Genomic DNA, 18,220 nt, shown 5'->3' with positions numbered 1-18,220 from the left:
ATACGAAATAAGCATTATTATAAAAATAATAATTTGAATAAATCATACTGCAACTTCAATATTATTATATCATGAAATAATCTCATATTATTTCAAAGTGAATTAAAAATTGACATTAATTGTTATTTTTATGTAAAGCAAAGCATTATGATAGACTGTGTGAAATTTATCAATCATTAAATACTTTGAAATTAAAAATAACTCAACTCACAAAGTCAAAATACTTACTTTATAAGTTGAGTTTAAATAAATTTATAATTGTTTTGGTCGTTCTAAAACTTCAGACCAAATAATGCCATTAACAACTTCATCATCTGCAAATCTATATTGAGCATTTGTGCCAGAGCTTTGAACAGAATGCGCATTCATTAACTGTTTTAAACGGTAACGCTTAGTTCTCTCTGATAAATATTTATCAGAAATAATATCTCGTGCTTTTTTCTCAGTTCTTTGTATTTTTTTCTCAGTTTCACGATCAATCTCATTACGCACGTCTTCTATTTGACCCATTAAATCAGCTTCAAGCTCTTTTTGAAGTTTATCATCTTGTTGCTTTTGCTCACGTTTTACTTTCTCAGCTTCTGTTTCATTATGTTTAGGAGCTGATGATGATTCTTGTTGAGGTGTCTCAGTTTCCATCTTTTCAGCTCGTGTCTCAGCAGGTTTATTCTGCTTTGGTGTATGTTCTTCTTGAGAAAAAGGACCATCATTAAATTGTTTTTCTAACTCAGAAAATGTTTTACCGATTTCTTCAAGGAAACCACGTTTTTGTGGTGGCGCTTCAGATTGATTTGGCTGTTTGTTAGATGGTGGCTGTTGTTTTTTTCGTTTTTTATGACTATCATCGTTAATAGCACCAATTATTGTAAAAATGACAGATACTACAAAGATAATAATACCTATATTCATTTAATCACCCCTATTTATTATTCCGGTGATTCATCATCTTCTTTTTTTGTACGTTGGTTAATAGAATTTCTCATACCTGTATCTGCTTCAACATTTTTCAGATTATAATAATCTTTCACACCAAGATTTCCTGAACGCAATGCTTCGGCCATCGCTAGTGGAACTTCTGCTTCCGCTTCAACAACTTTAGAGCGCATTTCTTGTACTTTTGCTTTCATTTCTTGTTCTTGTGCTACTGCCATTGCACGACGTTCTTCGGCTTTTGCTTGTGCGATATTTTTATCAGCAAGCGCTTGCTCAGTTTGTAAGTCTGCACCGATGTTTTTGCTAATGTCTACGTCAGCAATATCAATCGATAGGATTTCGAAAGCTGTGCCTGAATCTAAACCTTTACTTAAAACTGTTTTAGAAATATTATCAGGGTTTTCAAGCACTTGTGTGTGATGTTCACTAGAACCAATTGTAGATACAATACCTTCACCAACACGTGCAATAATTGTTTCTTCTCCAGCACCACCGACCAATCTTGCAATATTCGCGCGTACTGTAATTCTTGCTTTTGCTTTAACTTCGATACCATTCATTGCTACACCAGCGATAAATGGTGTCTCAATTACTTTAGGGTTTACAGACATTTGAACAGCTTCTAACACATCACGGCCAGCTAAGTCTATAGCTGCACCACGCTCAAAAGGTAAATTAATATCTGCTCTTTGTGCAGCGATATTTGCATCAACAACACGATCAACATTACCACCTGCTAAATAATGTGATTCAAGTTGATTTGTTGTCAAGTTTAATCCTGCTTTATGAGCTTTTATTAAAGGTGATATTACTTTACGTGGAGAAACTCTACGTAATCTCATTCCTACTAGGGTACCAATACCTACTTTTACACCCGCTGCGATTGCTGAAATCCACAATCCAACAGGTACAAATGAAAATAATAACAATAATGCAATTACGACTATAACTGCTATAATTAAAATTCCAATCATACTCATTCTCCTTTATGTTTCTATTTCTCTCACAACAACTCGGGTACCTTCAACTTCAAGAATAGTTACTTTTTTATTGCGTAATATAAAAGAACCGTCTGAAACTGCATCGATACGTTCATCGTTATAAATAATAATTCCTGCTGGTCTTAAATCTGTAGATGTAACTGCAACTTCTCCAACTAAATGAGAGCGATCTTCATGTGATGTATAACCTGCTTCTGCATTTGTAGAATCCTTCAATACAACTTTATCTAAAAACGGTATTTTACGTTTGAAAAATTTCACAAGTATCACCCACTCTATGATTGATAATATTAAGGCAACGACAACATTAGCAATCATGTACACTAAATTGTCACCTAAAGTAACAATACTAAAAACGATTAATGCCATACCTATAATGCCTATAATTGCACCTACTACAAATAATTCAATAATGACGAATATCACACCAATAGCAAATAAGACAACTGAATAAAAGTTAACATCACCTTTTATAAAAAATCCTAAAAAGAAGATGAATAACGCTAATGTTGATATAATTCCGATAATATTTATCCTATTTGAATATAACTGATACAAAAAGCCTAAGAAGATAATACAAGTTAATATCAAAGCACCTATTGGACTAACAATAAAGTTAGAAACGTTGTCTATCCAGTTTCCGTTTTCAACAAGTCTAGTTGAAAAGATTGTATGTATATTGCTTATCGAAGGAATCACTATATCACCTCACTCTCAATTTAATTATACATGAAATAAATATATGATTATACCGTTTACACAATAAAAATCATAATGTTATTCATTTTTAATTAAATGCTATAACTATAAATATAGTCTTTTTCAATCTACTGTAAAAGAAACAAACATTAATATTTGTTCATAATGTAAATGTGGTTGTTTTCTTAAATATGTATCATGTTATTTCAATGTTTATGACATCATTGTATAGGGAGAAGGATTATAGATAGTCAATTTCTTAACATATAAAAATAATAGCCTTAGCTGAATAAACAACTAAGGCTATTATGGTTTATAATTAATGTTGGTGTTGAGGGAGTCAACGAAACAATTAATTATTTGAATTTACGTTTACGTGCAGCTTCTGATTTCTTTTTACGTTTAACGCTAGGTTTTTCGTAAAATTCACGTTTACGTACTTCTTGAATTGTACCGCTTTTAGAAACTGTACGTTTGAAACGACGTAACGCATCTTCAAGTGATTCGTTCTTTTTGACTACTGTTTTAGACATGTGTATTTCCCTCCCTCCAAATATCAACGAAACTTTATAATCATTACACGGTAATTACCATGTATTAATTAGTATAATATATCTGATTAATGTGGTCAATTAGTAAAATTTTAATTTCATGATTCATTTTACACCATCAAAAGATGTTTGCAGTTAAATCATGGTTCATTAAAATTTAAACAGTAATTGAATGTTCTGTTGTATTGGTAGCATGATCCACTACTCTTAGTAACTCCCCATGATTGATTGGGTAATCAGGTTGAGTAATTTTAATTTTTACAAGCTCGCCAATCAGTGATTCATCACCTTCAAATTGAACTTTCATATAATTATCCGCAAAACCTATTAAAGTCCCTTGCTCACTGCCAACTTCTTCTGGAATGACTTCAAGTACCTCTTGGTCAAATTTAGATGCATATGATTTAGCCAGTTGATCACTTAAATGAATTAAACGATGTACACGTTCATTTTTAATATTTTCGTCCACTTGGTCATCCATTCTTGCAGCTGGTGTACCAATTCTAGAAGAATACGGAAATACATGTAGTTCTGAAAATTGATGTTCAACAATAAAATCATATGTTTCTTGGAATTCTTCTTCTGTTTCACCTGGGAAGCCAACAATGACATCACTTGTAACTGCCAATCCAGGTAGCGCTTCATGTAAACGCGTCAATCGCTCTGAAAAATGAGCCATAGTATATTTTCTTCTCATTCTCTTCAATACTGAATCAGATCCAGATTGTAAAGGAATATGCAGATGACGCACAACTTTGTTTGACTGTTCAATTACACTAATGACTTCATCCGTTAATTGACTGGCTTCAATTGATGAAATTCTGATACGTTCTAATCCATCTATCGTTTCTAAATCACGTAGTAATTGTGCTAAATTATAATTCTTTAAATCCTGGCCATATCCACCTGTATGGATACCAGTTAAAACAATTTCTTTATATCCTGAATTCACAAGTGTTGTTGCTTGTTCTATCACTTTTTCAGGATCTCTGGAACGCATTAAGCCACGTGCCCAAGGAATAATACAGAAAGTACAAAAATTATTACATCCTTCTTGTATCTTCAATGAAGCTCTTGTTCTATCTGTAAAGTATGGAACCTCTAATTCTTCATATGTACGATTTTTCATGATGTTTCCTACACCATTGATTGGTTGTCTTTCTTTTTTAAACTCATTGATATAACCGATTAACTTCGTTCGATCTTGTGTGCCGACCACTATATCTACACCAGGTATTTCCATAATTTCAGCAGGAGATGTTTGTGCATAACAACCTGTAACACATACAACTGCGTCTGGATTTTGTCTTATAGCACGTCTGATAACTTGTCTACTTTTTTTATCACCTGTATTCGTAACCGTACATGTATTGATAACAAATACATCAGCATTTGTTTCAAAGTCAACACGCTCGTATTCTGCTTCTTTAAATAATTGCCAAATTGCTTCGGTTTCATAATGATTCACTTTACATCCTAATGTATGAAATGCAACCGTTGACATAAATATCACCCCAATAAATCTTTTTGAAAGCTTACAGCACTTAATGTGTATAAAGGTGCAGTTTCAGCTCTTAATATCCTAGGACCTAGACCGACTTGATATGCTGAACTTCCAAATAACTTAATTTCTGATTCAGACAAACCACCTTCTGGTCCAAAAATGATTAACACACGATCACCAGGTTCAAATTTTTGAACAACTGCTTTAAAAGTACTTTTTTCCCCACACTTAGCAGATTCTTCATAAGCAATCAATACATAATCATATTCATCAATAATATCATAGATTTCCTTTAAATTCGACTTATACTCTATCTCTGGAATAATTAACCTATAACTTTGTTCAGCAGCTTCTTTTATAATCTTTTGCCAACGTTCTAATTTTTTAATTACTTTATTTTCATTAAGTTTTACAACTGACCTTTGCATACCAACAGCAATAAATTGGCTTGCGCCTAACTCTGTTGATTTTTGTATCATCCATTCATACTTATCTGCTTTAATTAAACCACTGCAAATTGTTACATGTTGTGGTAACTCTGTATTGATATCCATTTTTTCTATTAATACAATTTCGATTTGATCCATAGTTATATTTTCAATTTTACATTTATAAACTTTTTGATCTGAAAAAGTAATAATAATTTGATCGTCATTTTGATATCGCATTACATTTGTAATGTGATGTATATCAATTTGATCAGTAATAAAAAAACGCTGATTTACATCAGCGTTTTGGTCAATAAAATATCTCTGCATTGCTTAATCGCTCACTTTCTGTCCAACGATACATACCCAACCGTTTTCATGATTAATAGAAATGATTTTAAACCCAACACGCTTCATCTGTGCTAAAATTGTTTCATGCTTTTCTGTTATAATACCAGAAGTTATAAAATAACCATCTTTATTTAAAGTATTATAAGCATCTTCAATCATTTCTTCAATAATATGAGCTAAAATATTTGCAATAACGACATCAAATTTTTCAGTTTCTTCTGTTAGTAAATTACCTGGCACAGCTTCAATTGCTTTAACACAATTATTTTTTTCGAAGTTTTCCTTCGCAACTTTAATAGCCATTTCATCTACATCAATCGCTTTTATGCGTTCTACTCCTAATAAATATGATGCAATGCTAAGTATACCTGAACCTGTACCAACATCAATCACTGAATCATCTGGCTTTACAAAGTGTTCAATCGCTTTCAAACACATGCTAGTGGTTGGGTGGTCTCCTGTACCAAAAGCCATTCCCGGATCCAATTCAATACACATTTCTGCTTCGTCTTCTTTTTGATAGGTTTCCCAACTTGGAACAATTGTAAATTTTTCAGAAGCTCTAAAAGGATGAAAATAATTTTTCCATTCATTTTCCCAATCATGTTCTTGAATCGTTTGTTGTTGATATTCAAATATGTTTGTATCCAAAGATTCAATGCTTTTAATTTCATGAATCAGATCTTTTTTAAAGTCTTGATTATATTTCATTTCATTAAAATAAGCTTTAACCCTTACGCCCTTAACTGGGTAATCATCAGGGTTTAACTCATAAATTTCACCAAATTTATCAGCAAAACCATTTTGAAGATCTAATGAATCTTCGATAACAACCCCGTTTGACCCGAATTCTTCTAAAATATTAGAAATAATAGGTATCGTATCATGATTTGCAGTGATTGATATTTCAATCCAGTTCATTTTTTTATTCTCCTTTAAAGAATCTTTTTGCTTTGTCCTTAAAATTTGATGGTTGTTCAGTTAATGATTCACCATCAATATCAGCAAATTCTCTTAACAATTCTTTTTGACGTTCATTTATCTTAGTAGGTGTAACAACTTTTACATTGATAAACAAGTCACCATAACCATATCCATGAACATTTTTGACGCCTTTTTCTTTAAGACGGAATTGTTTACCTGATTGTGTTCCGCCAGGAATTGTTAACATTACATGACCTTTTAAGGTTGGAACCTTGACTTCATCACCAAGCGTTGCTTGCGCAATACTAATATCTTGTGAAAAGTAAATATCGTCGCCATCTCTTTCAAAAGTTTCAGATGGTTTAACTCTAAATACAACGTATAAATCACCTTGTGGTCCGCCGTTTTCTCCTGGCGCACCTTCACCTGCTAATCTTATTTGTTGTTCATTATCTACACCTTCAGGTACCGTCACATTAATTTTAACTGTTTTATTTTCAGTACCTTTACCATGACATGTTGGACAAGGCTCTTCAAATTCTTGACCAGAACCACTACATACTGGACAAACTTTTTCAGTTCTAACTCTACCTAAAATCGTATTTTGTTCTACTGCAACATGTCCTGAACCATTACAGTAATGACACGTTTTTTTCTTAGTACCCGGTTTAGCACCTTCGCCATCACAGGTATGACAAGTTACATCTTTGCGAATTGAAATTTCTTTGTTTGTACCGAATACGGCTTCTTCAAAGGTAACAGTCATTGTATATTGTAGGTCATCACCTTTTCTAGGTGCATTTGGGTCTCTTTGACGTCCACCTCCAAAGAATGAACTGAATATATCTTCGAAGCCACCACCGAAACCGCTAAAGTCTTGACCACCAAATCCTTGGCCGCCAAAACCACCTTGTGGTCCATCATGACCAAATTGATCATAATTTGCACGTTTGTTTTCATCACTCAATGTTTCATATGCTTCTGAGATTTCTTTAAATTTTTCGTCTGCGCCTTCTTCTTTATTGATGTCAGGATGATATTTTTTTGATAATTTACGGTAAGCCTTTTTTATTTCATCTTTAGAAGCGTCTTTACTGACACCTAAGATATCATAATAATCTCTTTTGGCCACTTTTATCTCTCCTTTTACGTTGGATTAAATTACTTATTAAAAAGGAAAAAGTCAAAGCCAATGTTCAATTGACTTTGACTTAATTTGGCTAAGCAATTGTGTCATATTTTGCTTTTAATAGCAATTAATAACTAAACTTATTTTTTATCGTCTTTGTTATCGTCTTCGTTCACTTCTGTGAAATCAGCATCTTCAACATTGCTATCATCTGAACCATTTGCTTGTTCACCTTGTGCTTGTTGTTGTGCTTGAGCAGCTTGTTCGTAAACTTTAGCAGATAAGTCTTGAACTACTTTTTCTAATTCTTCTTTTTTAGCTTTAATATCATCAATATCTTCGCCTTCAAGCGCAGATTTTAAAGCTTCTTTTTTCTCTTCTGCATTATTTTTATCATCTTCACTGATGTTTTCACCTAAATCAGTAATTGTTTTTTCAACTTGGAATACTAAGCTATCTGCTTCGTTTCTTAAATCACTTTCTTCACGACGTTGTTTATCTGCTTCAGCATTTTCCTCAGCATCTTTAACCATACGATCGATTTCTTCGTCAGAAAGTGAAGAGCTTGATTGAATAGTGATATTTTGCTCTTTATTAGTACCTAAATCTTTTGCAGTAACATTAACGATACCATTTTTATCGATATCAAAAGTTACTTCGATTTGTGGTACGCCACGTGGAGCTGGTGGAATATCAGTCAATTGGAATCTACCAAGTGTTTTGTTGTCAGAAGCCATTGGGCGTTCACCTTGTAACACGTGAATATCAACTGCTGGTTGATTATCTGCTGCTGTTGAATACACTTGTGATTTAGATGTCGGAATAGTTGTATTTCTTTCAATCAATGTATTCATACGTCCACCCATAATCTCAATACCTAATGATAGAGGTGTTACGTCTAATAATACTACATCCTTAACGTCACCAGTGATAACGCCACCTTGGATAGCAGCACCCATTGCTACTACTTCGTCTGGGTTAACACCTTTGTGAGGATCTTTACCCACTTCTTTTTTTACAGCTTCTTGAACTGCAGGGATTCTTGTTGAACCACCAACTAAAATAACTTCATCGATATCAGAACTACTAATACCAGCATCTTTCATAGCTTGACGAGTTGGTTCCATTGTTCTTCTGATTAATGAATCAGCTAATTCTTCAAATTTTGAACGTGTTAAACTTAATTCTAAGTGCAATGGACCATTTTCACCTGCAGAAATAAATGGTAATGAGATTTGTGTTTGAGAAACACCTGATAAATCTTTTTTAGCTTTTTCAGCTGCATCTTTTAGACGTTGTAATGCCATTTTATCTTGTGATAAATCTACGCCATTTTCTTTTTTAAATTCTGCTACTAAATAATCGATAATAACTTGGTCAAAGTCATCTCCACCTAGTTTATTATCTCCTGCAGTTGAAAGTACTTCAAATACACCGTCACCTAATTCAAGAATAGATACGTCGAATGTACCGCCACCTAAGTCAAATACTAGGACTTTTTGGTCTTGTTCAGTTTTATCTAAACCATAAGCTAATGCTGCTGCTGTTGGTTCGTTAATGATACGTTCAACTTCTAAGCCAGCTATTTTACCAGCATCTTTTGTAGCTTGACGTTCACTGTCATTAAAGTATGCAGGAACAGTGATAACTGCTTTTTCTACTTTTTCACCTAAATAATCTTCTGCTGTACTTTTAAGGTTTTGTAATACCATCGCAGATATTTCTTGTGGTGTATATGATTTACCTTCTACATCTACTTTATGTTCAGTACCCATATGACGTTTGATAGATTGAATCGTATTAGGGTTAGTAATTGCTTGACGCTTAGCAACTTCACCTACTTGAGTTTCACCATTTTTAAATGCAACAACAGATGGTGTTGTTCTAGCACCTTCTGGATTTTGAACAACTTTTGGTTCGTCACCTTCTAAAATTGCTACACATGAATTTGTTGTACCTAAGTCAATACCTATTACTTTACTCATAACTAAATTCCTCCTGTTTGTTTTGAAAATTTGGTATTTTCATCAATATAACTATTGATTTACTTTAACCATTGAAGGTCTTAAAACACGTTCCTTCAATTTATAACCAGTTTGTAGTTCTTGGGTGACCTGACCTGATTCATAATCAGGATTGTCGTCTTGTACTACAGCTTGATGTATATTTGGATCAAACTGTTGACCTTCAGCCTCAATTTTTTCTAAACCGTTATTTTTCAATGCGTTCAATAAGCTTTCATAAACCATTTCCACACCTTTTTGTAATGATTTAAATTGCTCATCTTCGCCTTCGATTTGTAAAGCTCGTTCTATATTGTCTATAGTCGGTAAAATGTCATTTAAAACATCCTGAGCTTTATATGCTTTCATCGTTTGATTTTCTTTTTGGATTCTACGCTTATAATTTTCAAATTCTGCGTATAATCTTAAATATTTTTCTTCTTCTTCTTGAACATTATTTTTTAATTGTTGAATTTCTTCATCTTTAGGATCGATATCTGCCTCAGTATCTTCAGAATTTTCTTCTTGCAGATTATCTTGTGATTCATTATTCATTTCATCAGCATCTTCAACTGAAGTAGTTTGGTCGTTCTGTGATTCTTGATTAATATCTTCAGTTTTTTCGTTTTCATCGAATACTGATTCATTTTTTTCTGTCATTTTCTGCCCTCCAATACAATTCTTAATTACCAAATCGTATTTAGTAATTGTATTACATTCTGATAGTTCATTGCCGTTGGTCCGATAACCGCAATTTGGCCTTTAAGTCTATCATCAATATGATATTCTGTAGTGACGATAGAAATATCGCTCAAGCTTGATTCGATTTCCTGTCCAATCTTAACATTAATTGATGAATTTGACATTTCATCAAGTAGCTGAGTAATTTTGTTTGATTCAATATACTGCAAGATAGGTTGAATAGAAGAAACATTTGATTCATTAAGCGCATCAATTAGTTTAACCTTTCCACCCATGTAAATGCCATTACTTTGATTATCAAAATGAACATCTATCGTATCTAACATTTCTTTTATAAAGTCTTTTTCAAAATCCGACTTCGCAAAAGCATTAAGTTCATTTTCTAAGCGTTGTTGATTTAATGCATTGTATCTTGCAGTCACAAAGTTAGCTATTTTAGTCAATTCATCACTCGATAAACGTGCTTTGGATACTAAATGTAAATGCTCAACATGGCCAGAAGTAAAAACAACAACCATGATTACTAAATATGCATTCGCTCGAATCAAGTGAATGTTATTAATAATATCTTTTTTGTGATTTGGACGCATTACCAACGTTGTATACTGAGAAGCGATTGAAAGTTCATTTGCGAACTCACTCAAAGCTGAGGAGATATCATAATGATTTTCAACCAGTAAGTCTCTTAAACGTTGTATTTTTTTGTGTTGTTGATGAGATGTTTGTTGCAATAATTGATTCACATAATATCTGATGCCTGACTCTGACGGCGAACGTCCTGATGAAGTATGTGTCTTCTCTATTAACTGTAGTTCTTCTAGTTGTTTCATTTCATTTCTAATAGTAGCAGGACTAACATTTAAATTATGTCTTTCAATCAGTGTTTTGGAACCAATCGGTTGACCTAAATCAACATAATCTTCAACAATTGCATTTAAAATGCTCAATTGTCTATCACTAATCATGTTTTCACCTCATTAGCACTCTTTTGTTTCAAGTGCTAATTATAATTTATCAAATTGGTCAAAGTAAGTCAATGTTAAAGCCCTAGTTTTTGAAAAAAATTAAACATTTAGTAAAAACGACTCAAATACTAGATTTCCAATTACTTTACCTCTCTCTGTTAAAGAAATATATCCGCCAGTATCATTAATTAATTCTCGTTGCTTTAAATCTTTGATTGTGTCGTTATAAACATCATCAATTGTTTTATTAAATTTTTGTTCGAACCGTTTTCTACTAACGCCTTGATTCATTCTTAAACCTAGAAACATTTCCTCTTCCATTTGTTCACTTTCTGTTGGATAAACTGAGTCAAGAACGGGCCTTTCCTTATTTTGTATCTTATTTATATAGTGATTCACAGGGTTTACATTATTATATCGCTCGCCATTTACATAACCACTTGCCCCTGCGCCAAATCCATAATAGCCTTCGTTTTTCCAATATACTTTATTATGCTCTGATTCATGTCCTTTTTTACCAAAATTTGAAATCTCATATTGGTGTAATTCAGTCTCGTGCATTCGCTTTAATAAATATTCGTACATTTCTTCACCAACATCTTCGTTTGGAATTTTCAATTGACCTTTACGATACATATTATAGAATTGAGTTTTAGGCTCTAAAATCAATCCATAACTTGAAATATGATCAATATCCATCGCTAACGCTTTTTCTAAACTTTCTTGAAAATCTTCTAGACTTTGCTGGGGTAGATGGTACATTAAATCTAAACTTATAGAAGGTATACCAACTTTCCTTGCATTGTTCACCGCTCTATAAATGTCCTCTGTCTTATGAGAACGTCCTAATATCGCTAGTAATTCGGGTTTGAATGTTTGAACGCCCATCGATAATCTATTTACACCATAATCACTTAAAAGTTGTACTTTTGCTAAAGTTAGTTCGTCCGGATTAGCTTCAAAACTAAATTCACCTTTAATTTCAAAGATATCTGTAATTGCAGTTAATAGTTTTTCAAGTTGCTCATATGATAAAGCGGTAGGTGTCCCGCCACCCACAAAAACGGTTTCCAAAGATCTAACTTCACTCTGTTTCATTTCGTTAATTAAGCAATCTAAATATTGATCCACTGGTTGATTTTGTATAAAGTATTTATTGAAATCGCAATAAGTACAAATTTTGACACAGAAAGGGATATGGATATAAGCACTTTTCACTTCCATTTTTGAAATGACCTTCTTTCGTTAAATAAAATAGATTCATATAACAAAAACTGGGCCATAAATCGAATGGATTTAAGGCCCCAATGTTTAAAAAATCATATTAATCTTCGTCCATCTTAAGCACTGCAAGGAAAGCATCTTGTGGTATTTCAACATTACCCACTGCTTTCATTTTTGCCTTACCAGCTTTTTGCTTTTCTAATAATTTTCTTTTACGACTAATATCGCCACCATAACACTTAGATAAAACGTTTTTACCCATTGATTTTATATTTGTACGAGCGACTATTTTTTGTCCAACTGCTGCTTGTACCGGCACTTCGAACTGTTGTCTAGGTATTAGCGTTTTTAGCTTTTCAACTAACGCTTTCCCTCTTTCATATGCGAAGTCTTTATGAACTATAAAACTAAGTGCATCTACTTTCTCTCCATTTAGTAATATATCCATTTTAACTAAGTCACTTTCTTTATTATCAATAAATTCATAGTCAAAAGAAGCATAACCTTTTGTATTTGATTTTAGCTGATCAAAGAAATCAAACACCACTTCAGATAAAGGCAGTTCATAGATAATATTGACGCGTATATCATCTAAATACTCCATATTAATAAATTGGCCACGCTTACGTTGGCACAATTCCATAACTGCACCCACATAATCGTTTGGTACCATCATTGTCGCTCTTACAAAAGGTTCATAAATCGTATCAATTTGATCTCTTTCAGGCATATGTGCTGGATTATCGACTGAGATTTCATCACCATTTTTAAGAATACATTCATAAATTACAGATGGGGCTGTAGCGATTAATTCTATTCCAAATTCACGTTCAATACGTTCTTGGATAATTTCCATGTGCAACATGCCTAAAAAACCTGTTCTGTATCCAAAACCTAATGCTTGAGAAGACTCTGGTTCAAATTCTAATGAAGCATCATTCAACTGTAACTTCTCTAATGCTTCACGTAAATCATTATAGTCTTTATTGTCTATAGGGAATAAACCGCAGAAAACCATTGGGTTCATTTTCTTATATCCTTTTAACGGCTCAGCTGCTGAACGGTGTAGATGGGTAATTGTATCCCCGACACGTGAATCATCTACATTTTTGATACTAGCAATGACATAACCAACATCTCCAACAGTTAGCTCGCTAACTGGTAATTGCTTTGGTGTATTGATGCCTACTTCTGTAACTTCAAAAGATTTTCCTGTAGCCATCATTTTTATTTCATCACCCGTTTTCAAAGTACCTTCAACAATTCTAATTGATGAAATAACACCTCTGTAGGGATCATATTCTGAATCAAAAATCAATGCTTTTAATGGTTCGTCTGGGTCTCCTTGTGGCGGTGGCACGACTTCTACAATTTTTTCTAATATATCATCAATACCAATATTTGATTTTGCACTAGCTAATACAACATCATCTTTATCTAGTCCTATAACATCTTCTACTTCTTGCTTTACACGTTCAGGTTCCGCTGCTGGTAAATCTATTTTATTCACAACTGGTAATAACTCTAAATCGTTGTCTAATGCCAAATAAACATTGGCTAATGTTTGGGCCTCTATGCCTTGTGCAGCATCTACTACTAATATAGCGCCTTCACATGCAGCTAATGATCTTGAAACTTCATATGTAAAATCTACGTGTCCAGGTGTATCAATTAAATGAAACGTATAAGTCTCACCATCTTTTGCATCATATTTTAAACGTACCGCATTTAATTTTATTGTTATACCACGTTCTCTCTCTAAATCCATGGAATCCAATAACTGTGATTGCATTTCACGTGATTCAACAGATTTAGTATTTTCCAAAATTCTATCTGCTAATGTAGATTTTCCATGATCAATATGTGCAATAATAGAAAAGTTTCTTATATTTTCACGCTTGTTTAAACGATTTTCTTTATCCATGTATTATCAGTCTCACTTTCATAATTCTAACCCGTAATATGTATGACATTCTTTGATATAATAACGTTTTTATCTACTAATTGCAAACTTGATAAAATTAATAGTAGAATTTGAATTTATGTTTATCTTTCGTCGCTTATGTTACTATTTTTACTAATATCTTTTCTTGTTATAATTATTATTGTATCATTTATCGCGAGTTTACGCGCCTTATTATAAATAAATGATTGCAGAAACTTGGTTGTTTTGATAAAATATTTCTTGTTGTAATCAAATTAATTTTTGATAGCGAAGATCACACTTTTAGGAGGTGACAGACATGCCAAACATTAAATCTGCAATTAAACGTGTTAATACTACTCGTGTAACTGAGGAACGTAATATTTCACAAAAAAATGCAATGCGTACAGCTGTGAAAAGAGCTCATACAGCAATTGACACTAACGCTGACAACAAAGCTGAATTAATTAGCTTTGCATTGAAAAAAGTAGATAAAGCTGCGCAACGCAACTTAATACATTCTAACAAAGCTGCTAGAATTAAATCTTCTTTAATGACAGCTGCTAAATAAACTAAAGTTCAAGCCTACGCTTGAACTTTTTTTATTTCAATATTTCATGCGACCTGCTACATAAGATTAGCCCAGAAATGATTTATAATAAGAGAAATCATTTCTGGGCTTTTTACAACTTTAATATTTATTAGTTTTAGCATCATAACTATCAACATGCTTTATAATTCATCTACAGAAATCTATCCAGTGAAATGACTAGACGAAAACAAAAAGCTTCACATTTATAAGGACAAAATAAACAATTCGAGGATAAGGTGTTTATCCATATAAGATGACTTTAATTTATAATCTGTTTCTGCGCAATTATCAATAATATTTAATAAACTTTCTAATTCATAATGCCTTGCTTGGTTTAAAGCTAACTTCACCCTATAGGGATGAACGTTGATTGTTTTAGCAATTTGTTGGCCACTATAGCCTTTTTGTCCCAATATTTTACTTTGGTAAAAAAGTCGATAATTACTTGTAATCAGTGCTAATAATTTTATAGGCTCCTCTTTCATTGCTATTAAGTCTTTAACTAGTTGAATGGCTTTTGATTTTTTATTTTTTTGTATATATTCAGTGAGCAAAAAAACATTTTGTTCTAGACTTCTATTTACAATTTGATGAACATCATCTTTATTAATAGTCGTTCTATCACCTAAAAATAAAATGAGTTTTTCTATCTCTTGCTTAACAACATTAAAATTAACTCCTGTTAATTCAATAACTAAATCAAGCGCATCTTGCTTAATATCTTTATAATTCTGATGCAGTTGACTTTTTATCCAATGTTTTATTTCTTCTTCTGACATTTGTTCTATCTTTTTAATTTGCGCATGTTTTTTCAATGATTTAACAACTTTTTTTCTCTCATCTAATTTAGAATGATTGACTTCAAACAATATTAAAGTGTCACCATCATATTTTTCTATAAATTCTATCAGTTGATTAATGTTATGATTTAATTCTTTAGGCGGTTTTTCACCAGTAAAAACATATGCATTTTGTACTAGAACAGCTTTTTTATTAGAGAAAAATGGCATGGTAAGCGTTTCTTCAATAATTGGAGCTAAATCATTTTCATATAAGTTATATTTAACGAAGTTGAATTCATCTTTTGGTGCATCTAAATATTGTTCAATAACTTCAGAAGCTTTTTTTTCAATTAATTCAGGTACTTCACCATATATCGTTATTATATTGCTGCTCATTCTCGGCACCCTTTCAATTCTATTACACATTTTATAATTATAACACGCCTAATAGTTTCTCACTAACTAAAAAATTTCAATGGTATTGAGATTTTATTTCTATTTGATCTTTAAATAAAATGTTCACTTCTCCATTTACATTTGTTTGAAAAACTTTAATATTATTATATCTTAATCTATCAATAATTTGACGATTAGGAAGGCCATATTTATTTTTTTTACCTACCGAAATTAGAGCTATTTTTGGTCTAATTGATTGCAATAAACTGTTACTTGTACTCGTACGACTGCCATGATGACCAATTTTTAAAATATTAACATCGGATAAATGATATTTATGTATCAATTTCTCTTCGTTATGATTTGTTGCATCACCCATCAGTAAAATTTTATAACTATTGTACTGTATTAATATTATAATTGATTGTTCATTTAAATTATTAGAGTTAGGAATAGTAGCATCTAACAGATTAAGTTTCGCTTTATTCATAAAAAATTGTGATTTATTTTTAAAATCTATTAACTTGATGCCTTTTTTTATACAGTTCTCTTTTAAAAGATTTAATTCTTTCATTTTAAAACTATTAGCATTGATAATGATACTTTTAATTTTGAGTTGTTTAATTAAATAACTTAGTTCACCCATATGATCTAGATGAGGATGAGTAATTATAACGTAATCAAGTTCTTTTACATTATGTCGTTTCAAAGTTGGTAAGATATGATATCTAGAAATATTATGATTCGCAACTTTTTGTTTCGAATTAAAGTTACCACCCGTGTCGATTAATAGTGATTCGTGGTATTGAGTCTCAAATAAAAGTGAGTCTCCTTGCCCTACATCCAACATAGTAAGTTGATATGCATGCACTTGAGGTAACATTGTAGAGACAACATACAAAGTAATTAAAGTAATTGACATTAGTTTATAGCATTTATGAACGAATAGAACTAAGCTTAAAAATGCAATGATAGTTATTATAGCTATTTGAAGATTATTTAATGTAGGAATATACCATTTAAAAAAGTTGAGTTTATCAAAAAGTTCAACCATTTTATCATGAAAAATAATTAATAAGTTATATAAGTTGGTTATAATAAAAGGTTTGAATGGTAAATGTATTATAAAAGTAAGAAAAATAACAAAAGGAAATAGTATGAAAGAATAAAATGGAACAAAAAAGATATTAGATAGCAAGCCAATCCATTGAATTTGGTGAAAATGGATACAACTTAAAATAAATGAACTTAATTGTGCTATCCATGTGATAGCGCATAAAGATTTAAAGACACCTAAATTTTTTAGTAACGGGCTGGCAAAAAGGATTGAAAAAGTAATTAAAAAGGAAAGTTGAAATCCGATATGATAAATTAACGAGGGGGTTAAAATTGTTAAGCAAATAAATAAAAAAGCTAAAACGTTCATTGAATGCTTTATGATGTATTTTGGTAAAATGATTATTATCAAACTCATTAATATTGCTCTGACGGCACTTGCCGACATGTTTGTATACATGCAATAGATAGGTAATAATATGATTAATATTATTTTAATTAAAAACAATGGGCATTTTAATCTGTTAAGTGTATAGCATATAATTGTAATAATAATAGCAATATGTGTCCCGCTAATAGCCAGAAGATGCGCTATACCAATTTCTTTTATTCTATCTAATTCATCTTTATTCATAAGTGATGTATCACCTGTTATAAATGCGATTGTTTTTTCAGGTGAAATTATTTTCCATTGTTGCATTCTTTCGTAAATCAATGCTTTATGTTTATTTAAAATATCAGTAAAGTTATTATTGTTAGTTTTACAACTTTAAAGATAAATATTTTGAATCATAAAAATAAGATTAGAATTTGGTTCGTTTTTTATAGTATTAAACTTCCCATTGACTTTACAGGTTTTTTGTAATAAAAAAGCAGAAACTTTTTTTAAATCTATATTTTTTGATGTTTGTAAATTATAAACGTAAGTATAATGTTTTTTATTTATTTCAATCTTACCTTTAAGTTTATGATGCTCCAAAATTGGTTTTGTAATTAACTTTGCTTCTCCTTGAAATGCTTTGTTCAAAAGTAAAGCATGGTTATTTTTTTCTAATT

At 31.7% G+C, this 18,220-nt stretch carries 16 protein-coding genes and 1 pseudogene; 1 reads left to right on the top strand and 16 read right to left on the bottom strand.

Annotated elements, in window-relative coordinates; all coding sequences use genetic code 11:
• Nucleotides 1–252 precede the first annotated feature (252 nt).
• The 13 genes from CD150_RS10440 to lepA all read right to left on the bottom strand — a co-directional run bounded on the left by CD150_RS10440 (nt 253) and on the right by lepA (nt 14,338).
• Nucleotides 253–909 (bottom strand): hypothetical protein, encoded by a 657-nt coding sequence (locus CD150_RS10440; RefSeq protein WP_064208894.1) that lies wholly within the window; start codon nt 907–909, stop codon nt 253–255.
• Between the two features lie 17 nt (nt 910–926).
• Nucleotides 927–1,913 carry a flotillin-like protein FloA gene (gene floA, locus CD150_RS10435; protein ID WP_026034799.1) on the bottom strand — a complete coding sequence of 329 codons (987 nt, stop codon included), beginning with the start codon at nt 1,911–1,913 and terminating at the stop codon, nt 927–929.
• Nucleotides 1,914–1,919: 6 nt separating this feature from the next.
• Complete coding sequence (locus CD150_RS10430) at nt 1,920–2,612, bottom strand: NfeD family protein (RefSeq protein ID WP_371090943.1); 693 nt, start codon at nt 2,610–2,612, stop codon at nt 1,920–1,922.
• A gap of 377 nt (nt 2,613–2,989) precedes the next feature.
• On the bottom strand, nt 2,990–3,166 hold the full coding sequence (gene rpsU, locus CD150_RS10425) for a 30S ribosomal protein S21 (protein WP_002483157.1): 177 nt from the start codon (nt 3,164–3,166) through the stop codon (nt 2,990–2,992).
• Between the two features lie 175 nt (nt 3,167–3,341).
• Nucleotides 3,342–4,688 (bottom strand): tRNA (N(6)-L-threonylcarbamoyladenosine(37)-C(2))-methylthiotransferase MtaB, encoded by a 1,347-nt coding sequence (gene mtaB, locus CD150_RS10420; protein ID WP_046208141.1) that lies wholly within the window; start codon nt 4,686–4,688, stop codon nt 3,342–3,344.
• Between the two features lie 5 nt (nt 4,689–4,693).
• Complete coding sequence (locus tag CD150_RS10415; protein WP_073341878.1) at nt 4,694–5,446, bottom strand: 16S rRNA (uracil(1498)-N(3))-methyltransferase; 753 nt, start codon at nt 5,444–5,446, stop codon at nt 4,694–4,696.
• 3 nt (nt 5,447–5,449) lie between these two features.
• Nucleotides 5,450–6,388, bottom strand: a complete 939-nt coding sequence (gene prmA, locus CD150_RS10410) for a 50S ribosomal protein L11 methyltransferase (protein ID WP_103161563.1) — start codon at nt 6,386–6,388, stop codon at nt 5,450–5,452.
• Nucleotides 6,389–6,392: 4 nt separating this feature from the next.
• Complete coding sequence (dnaJ, locus tag CD150_RS10405; protein ID WP_046208138.1) at nt 6,393–7,523, bottom strand: molecular chaperone DnaJ; 1,131 nt, start codon at nt 7,521–7,523, stop codon at nt 6,393–6,395.
• A gap of 137 nt (nt 7,524–7,660) precedes the next feature.
• On the bottom strand, nt 7,661–9,505 hold the full coding sequence (dnaK, locus tag CD150_RS10400; protein WP_046208137.1) for a molecular chaperone DnaK: 1,845 nt from the start codon (nt 9,503–9,505) through the stop codon (nt 7,661–7,663).
• Nucleotides 9,506–9,556: 51 nt separating this feature from the next.
• Nucleotides 9,557–10,183: a nucleotide exchange factor GrpE gene (grpE, locus tag CD150_RS10395; protein ID WP_064208889.1), complete on the bottom strand. Its 627-nt coding sequence runs from the start codon at nt 10,181–10,183 to the stop codon at nt 9,557–9,559.
• A 26-nt stretch (nt 10,184–10,209) separates the two neighbouring features.
• A complete protein-coding gene (gene hrcA / locus CD150_RS10390; RefSeq protein WP_046208135.1) occupies nt 10,210–11,190 on the bottom strand; it encodes a heat-inducible transcriptional repressor HrcA in 981 nt (326 codons plus the stop codon).
• A gap of 99 nt (nt 11,191–11,289) precedes the next feature.
• Nucleotides 11,290–12,414 (bottom strand): radical SAM family heme chaperone HemW, encoded by a 1,125-nt coding sequence (gene hemW, locus CD150_RS10385; protein WP_073341873.1) that lies wholly within the window; start codon nt 12,412–12,414, stop codon nt 11,290–11,292.
• A 100-nt stretch (nt 12,415–12,514) separates the two neighbouring features.
• Nucleotides 12,515–14,338 carry a translation elongation factor 4 gene (gene lepA, locus CD150_RS10380; protein WP_103161562.1) on the bottom strand — a complete coding sequence of 608 codons (1,824 nt, stop codon included), beginning with the start codon at nt 14,336–14,338 and terminating at the stop codon, nt 12,515–12,517.
• Nucleotides 14,339–14,657: 319 nt separating this feature from the next.
• On the opposite strand from lepA, the gene rpsT reads away from it, so the two are divergent.
• Entirely contained in the window at nt 14,658–14,909 is a 252-nt protein-coding gene (gene rpsT, locus CD150_RS10375) for a 30S ribosomal protein S20 (protein ID WP_046208132.1), read from the top strand.
• 224 nt (nt 14,910–15,133) lie between these two features.
• Here the strand turns inward: rpsT and holA are convergent, their stop codons facing one another.
• From holA to CD150_RS13775, 3 genes and pseudogenes are all read right to left on the bottom strand, one after another.
• Nucleotides 15,134–16,108: a DNA polymerase III subunit delta gene (holA, locus tag CD150_RS10370; protein ID WP_073341870.1), complete on the bottom strand. Its 975-nt coding sequence runs from the start codon at nt 16,106–16,108 to the stop codon at nt 15,134–15,136.
• A gap of 76 nt (nt 16,109–16,184) precedes the next feature.
• The gene (locus CD150_RS10365; RefSeq protein ID WP_260840870.1) at nt 16,185–17,864 is read right to left on the bottom strand and encodes a DNA internalization-related competence protein ComEC/Rec2; all 1,680 of its coding nucleotides are present in this window, start codon (nt 17,862–17,864) and stop codon (nt 16,185–16,187) included.
• 69 nt (nt 17,865–17,933) lie between these two features.
• A pseudogene (locus CD150_RS13775) lies at nt 17,934–18,220 on the bottom strand (hypothetical protein); the annotation flags it as partial.

It is taken from the genome of Staphylococcus ureilyticus, assembly GCF_002902235.1.
GTDB lineage: Bacteria > Bacillota > Bacilli > Staphylococcales > Staphylococcaceae > Staphylococcus > Staphylococcus ureilyticus.
Note: the sequence above shows the minus strand (reverse complement) of the source record. Positions and strands in the feature narration are given on the sequence as shown.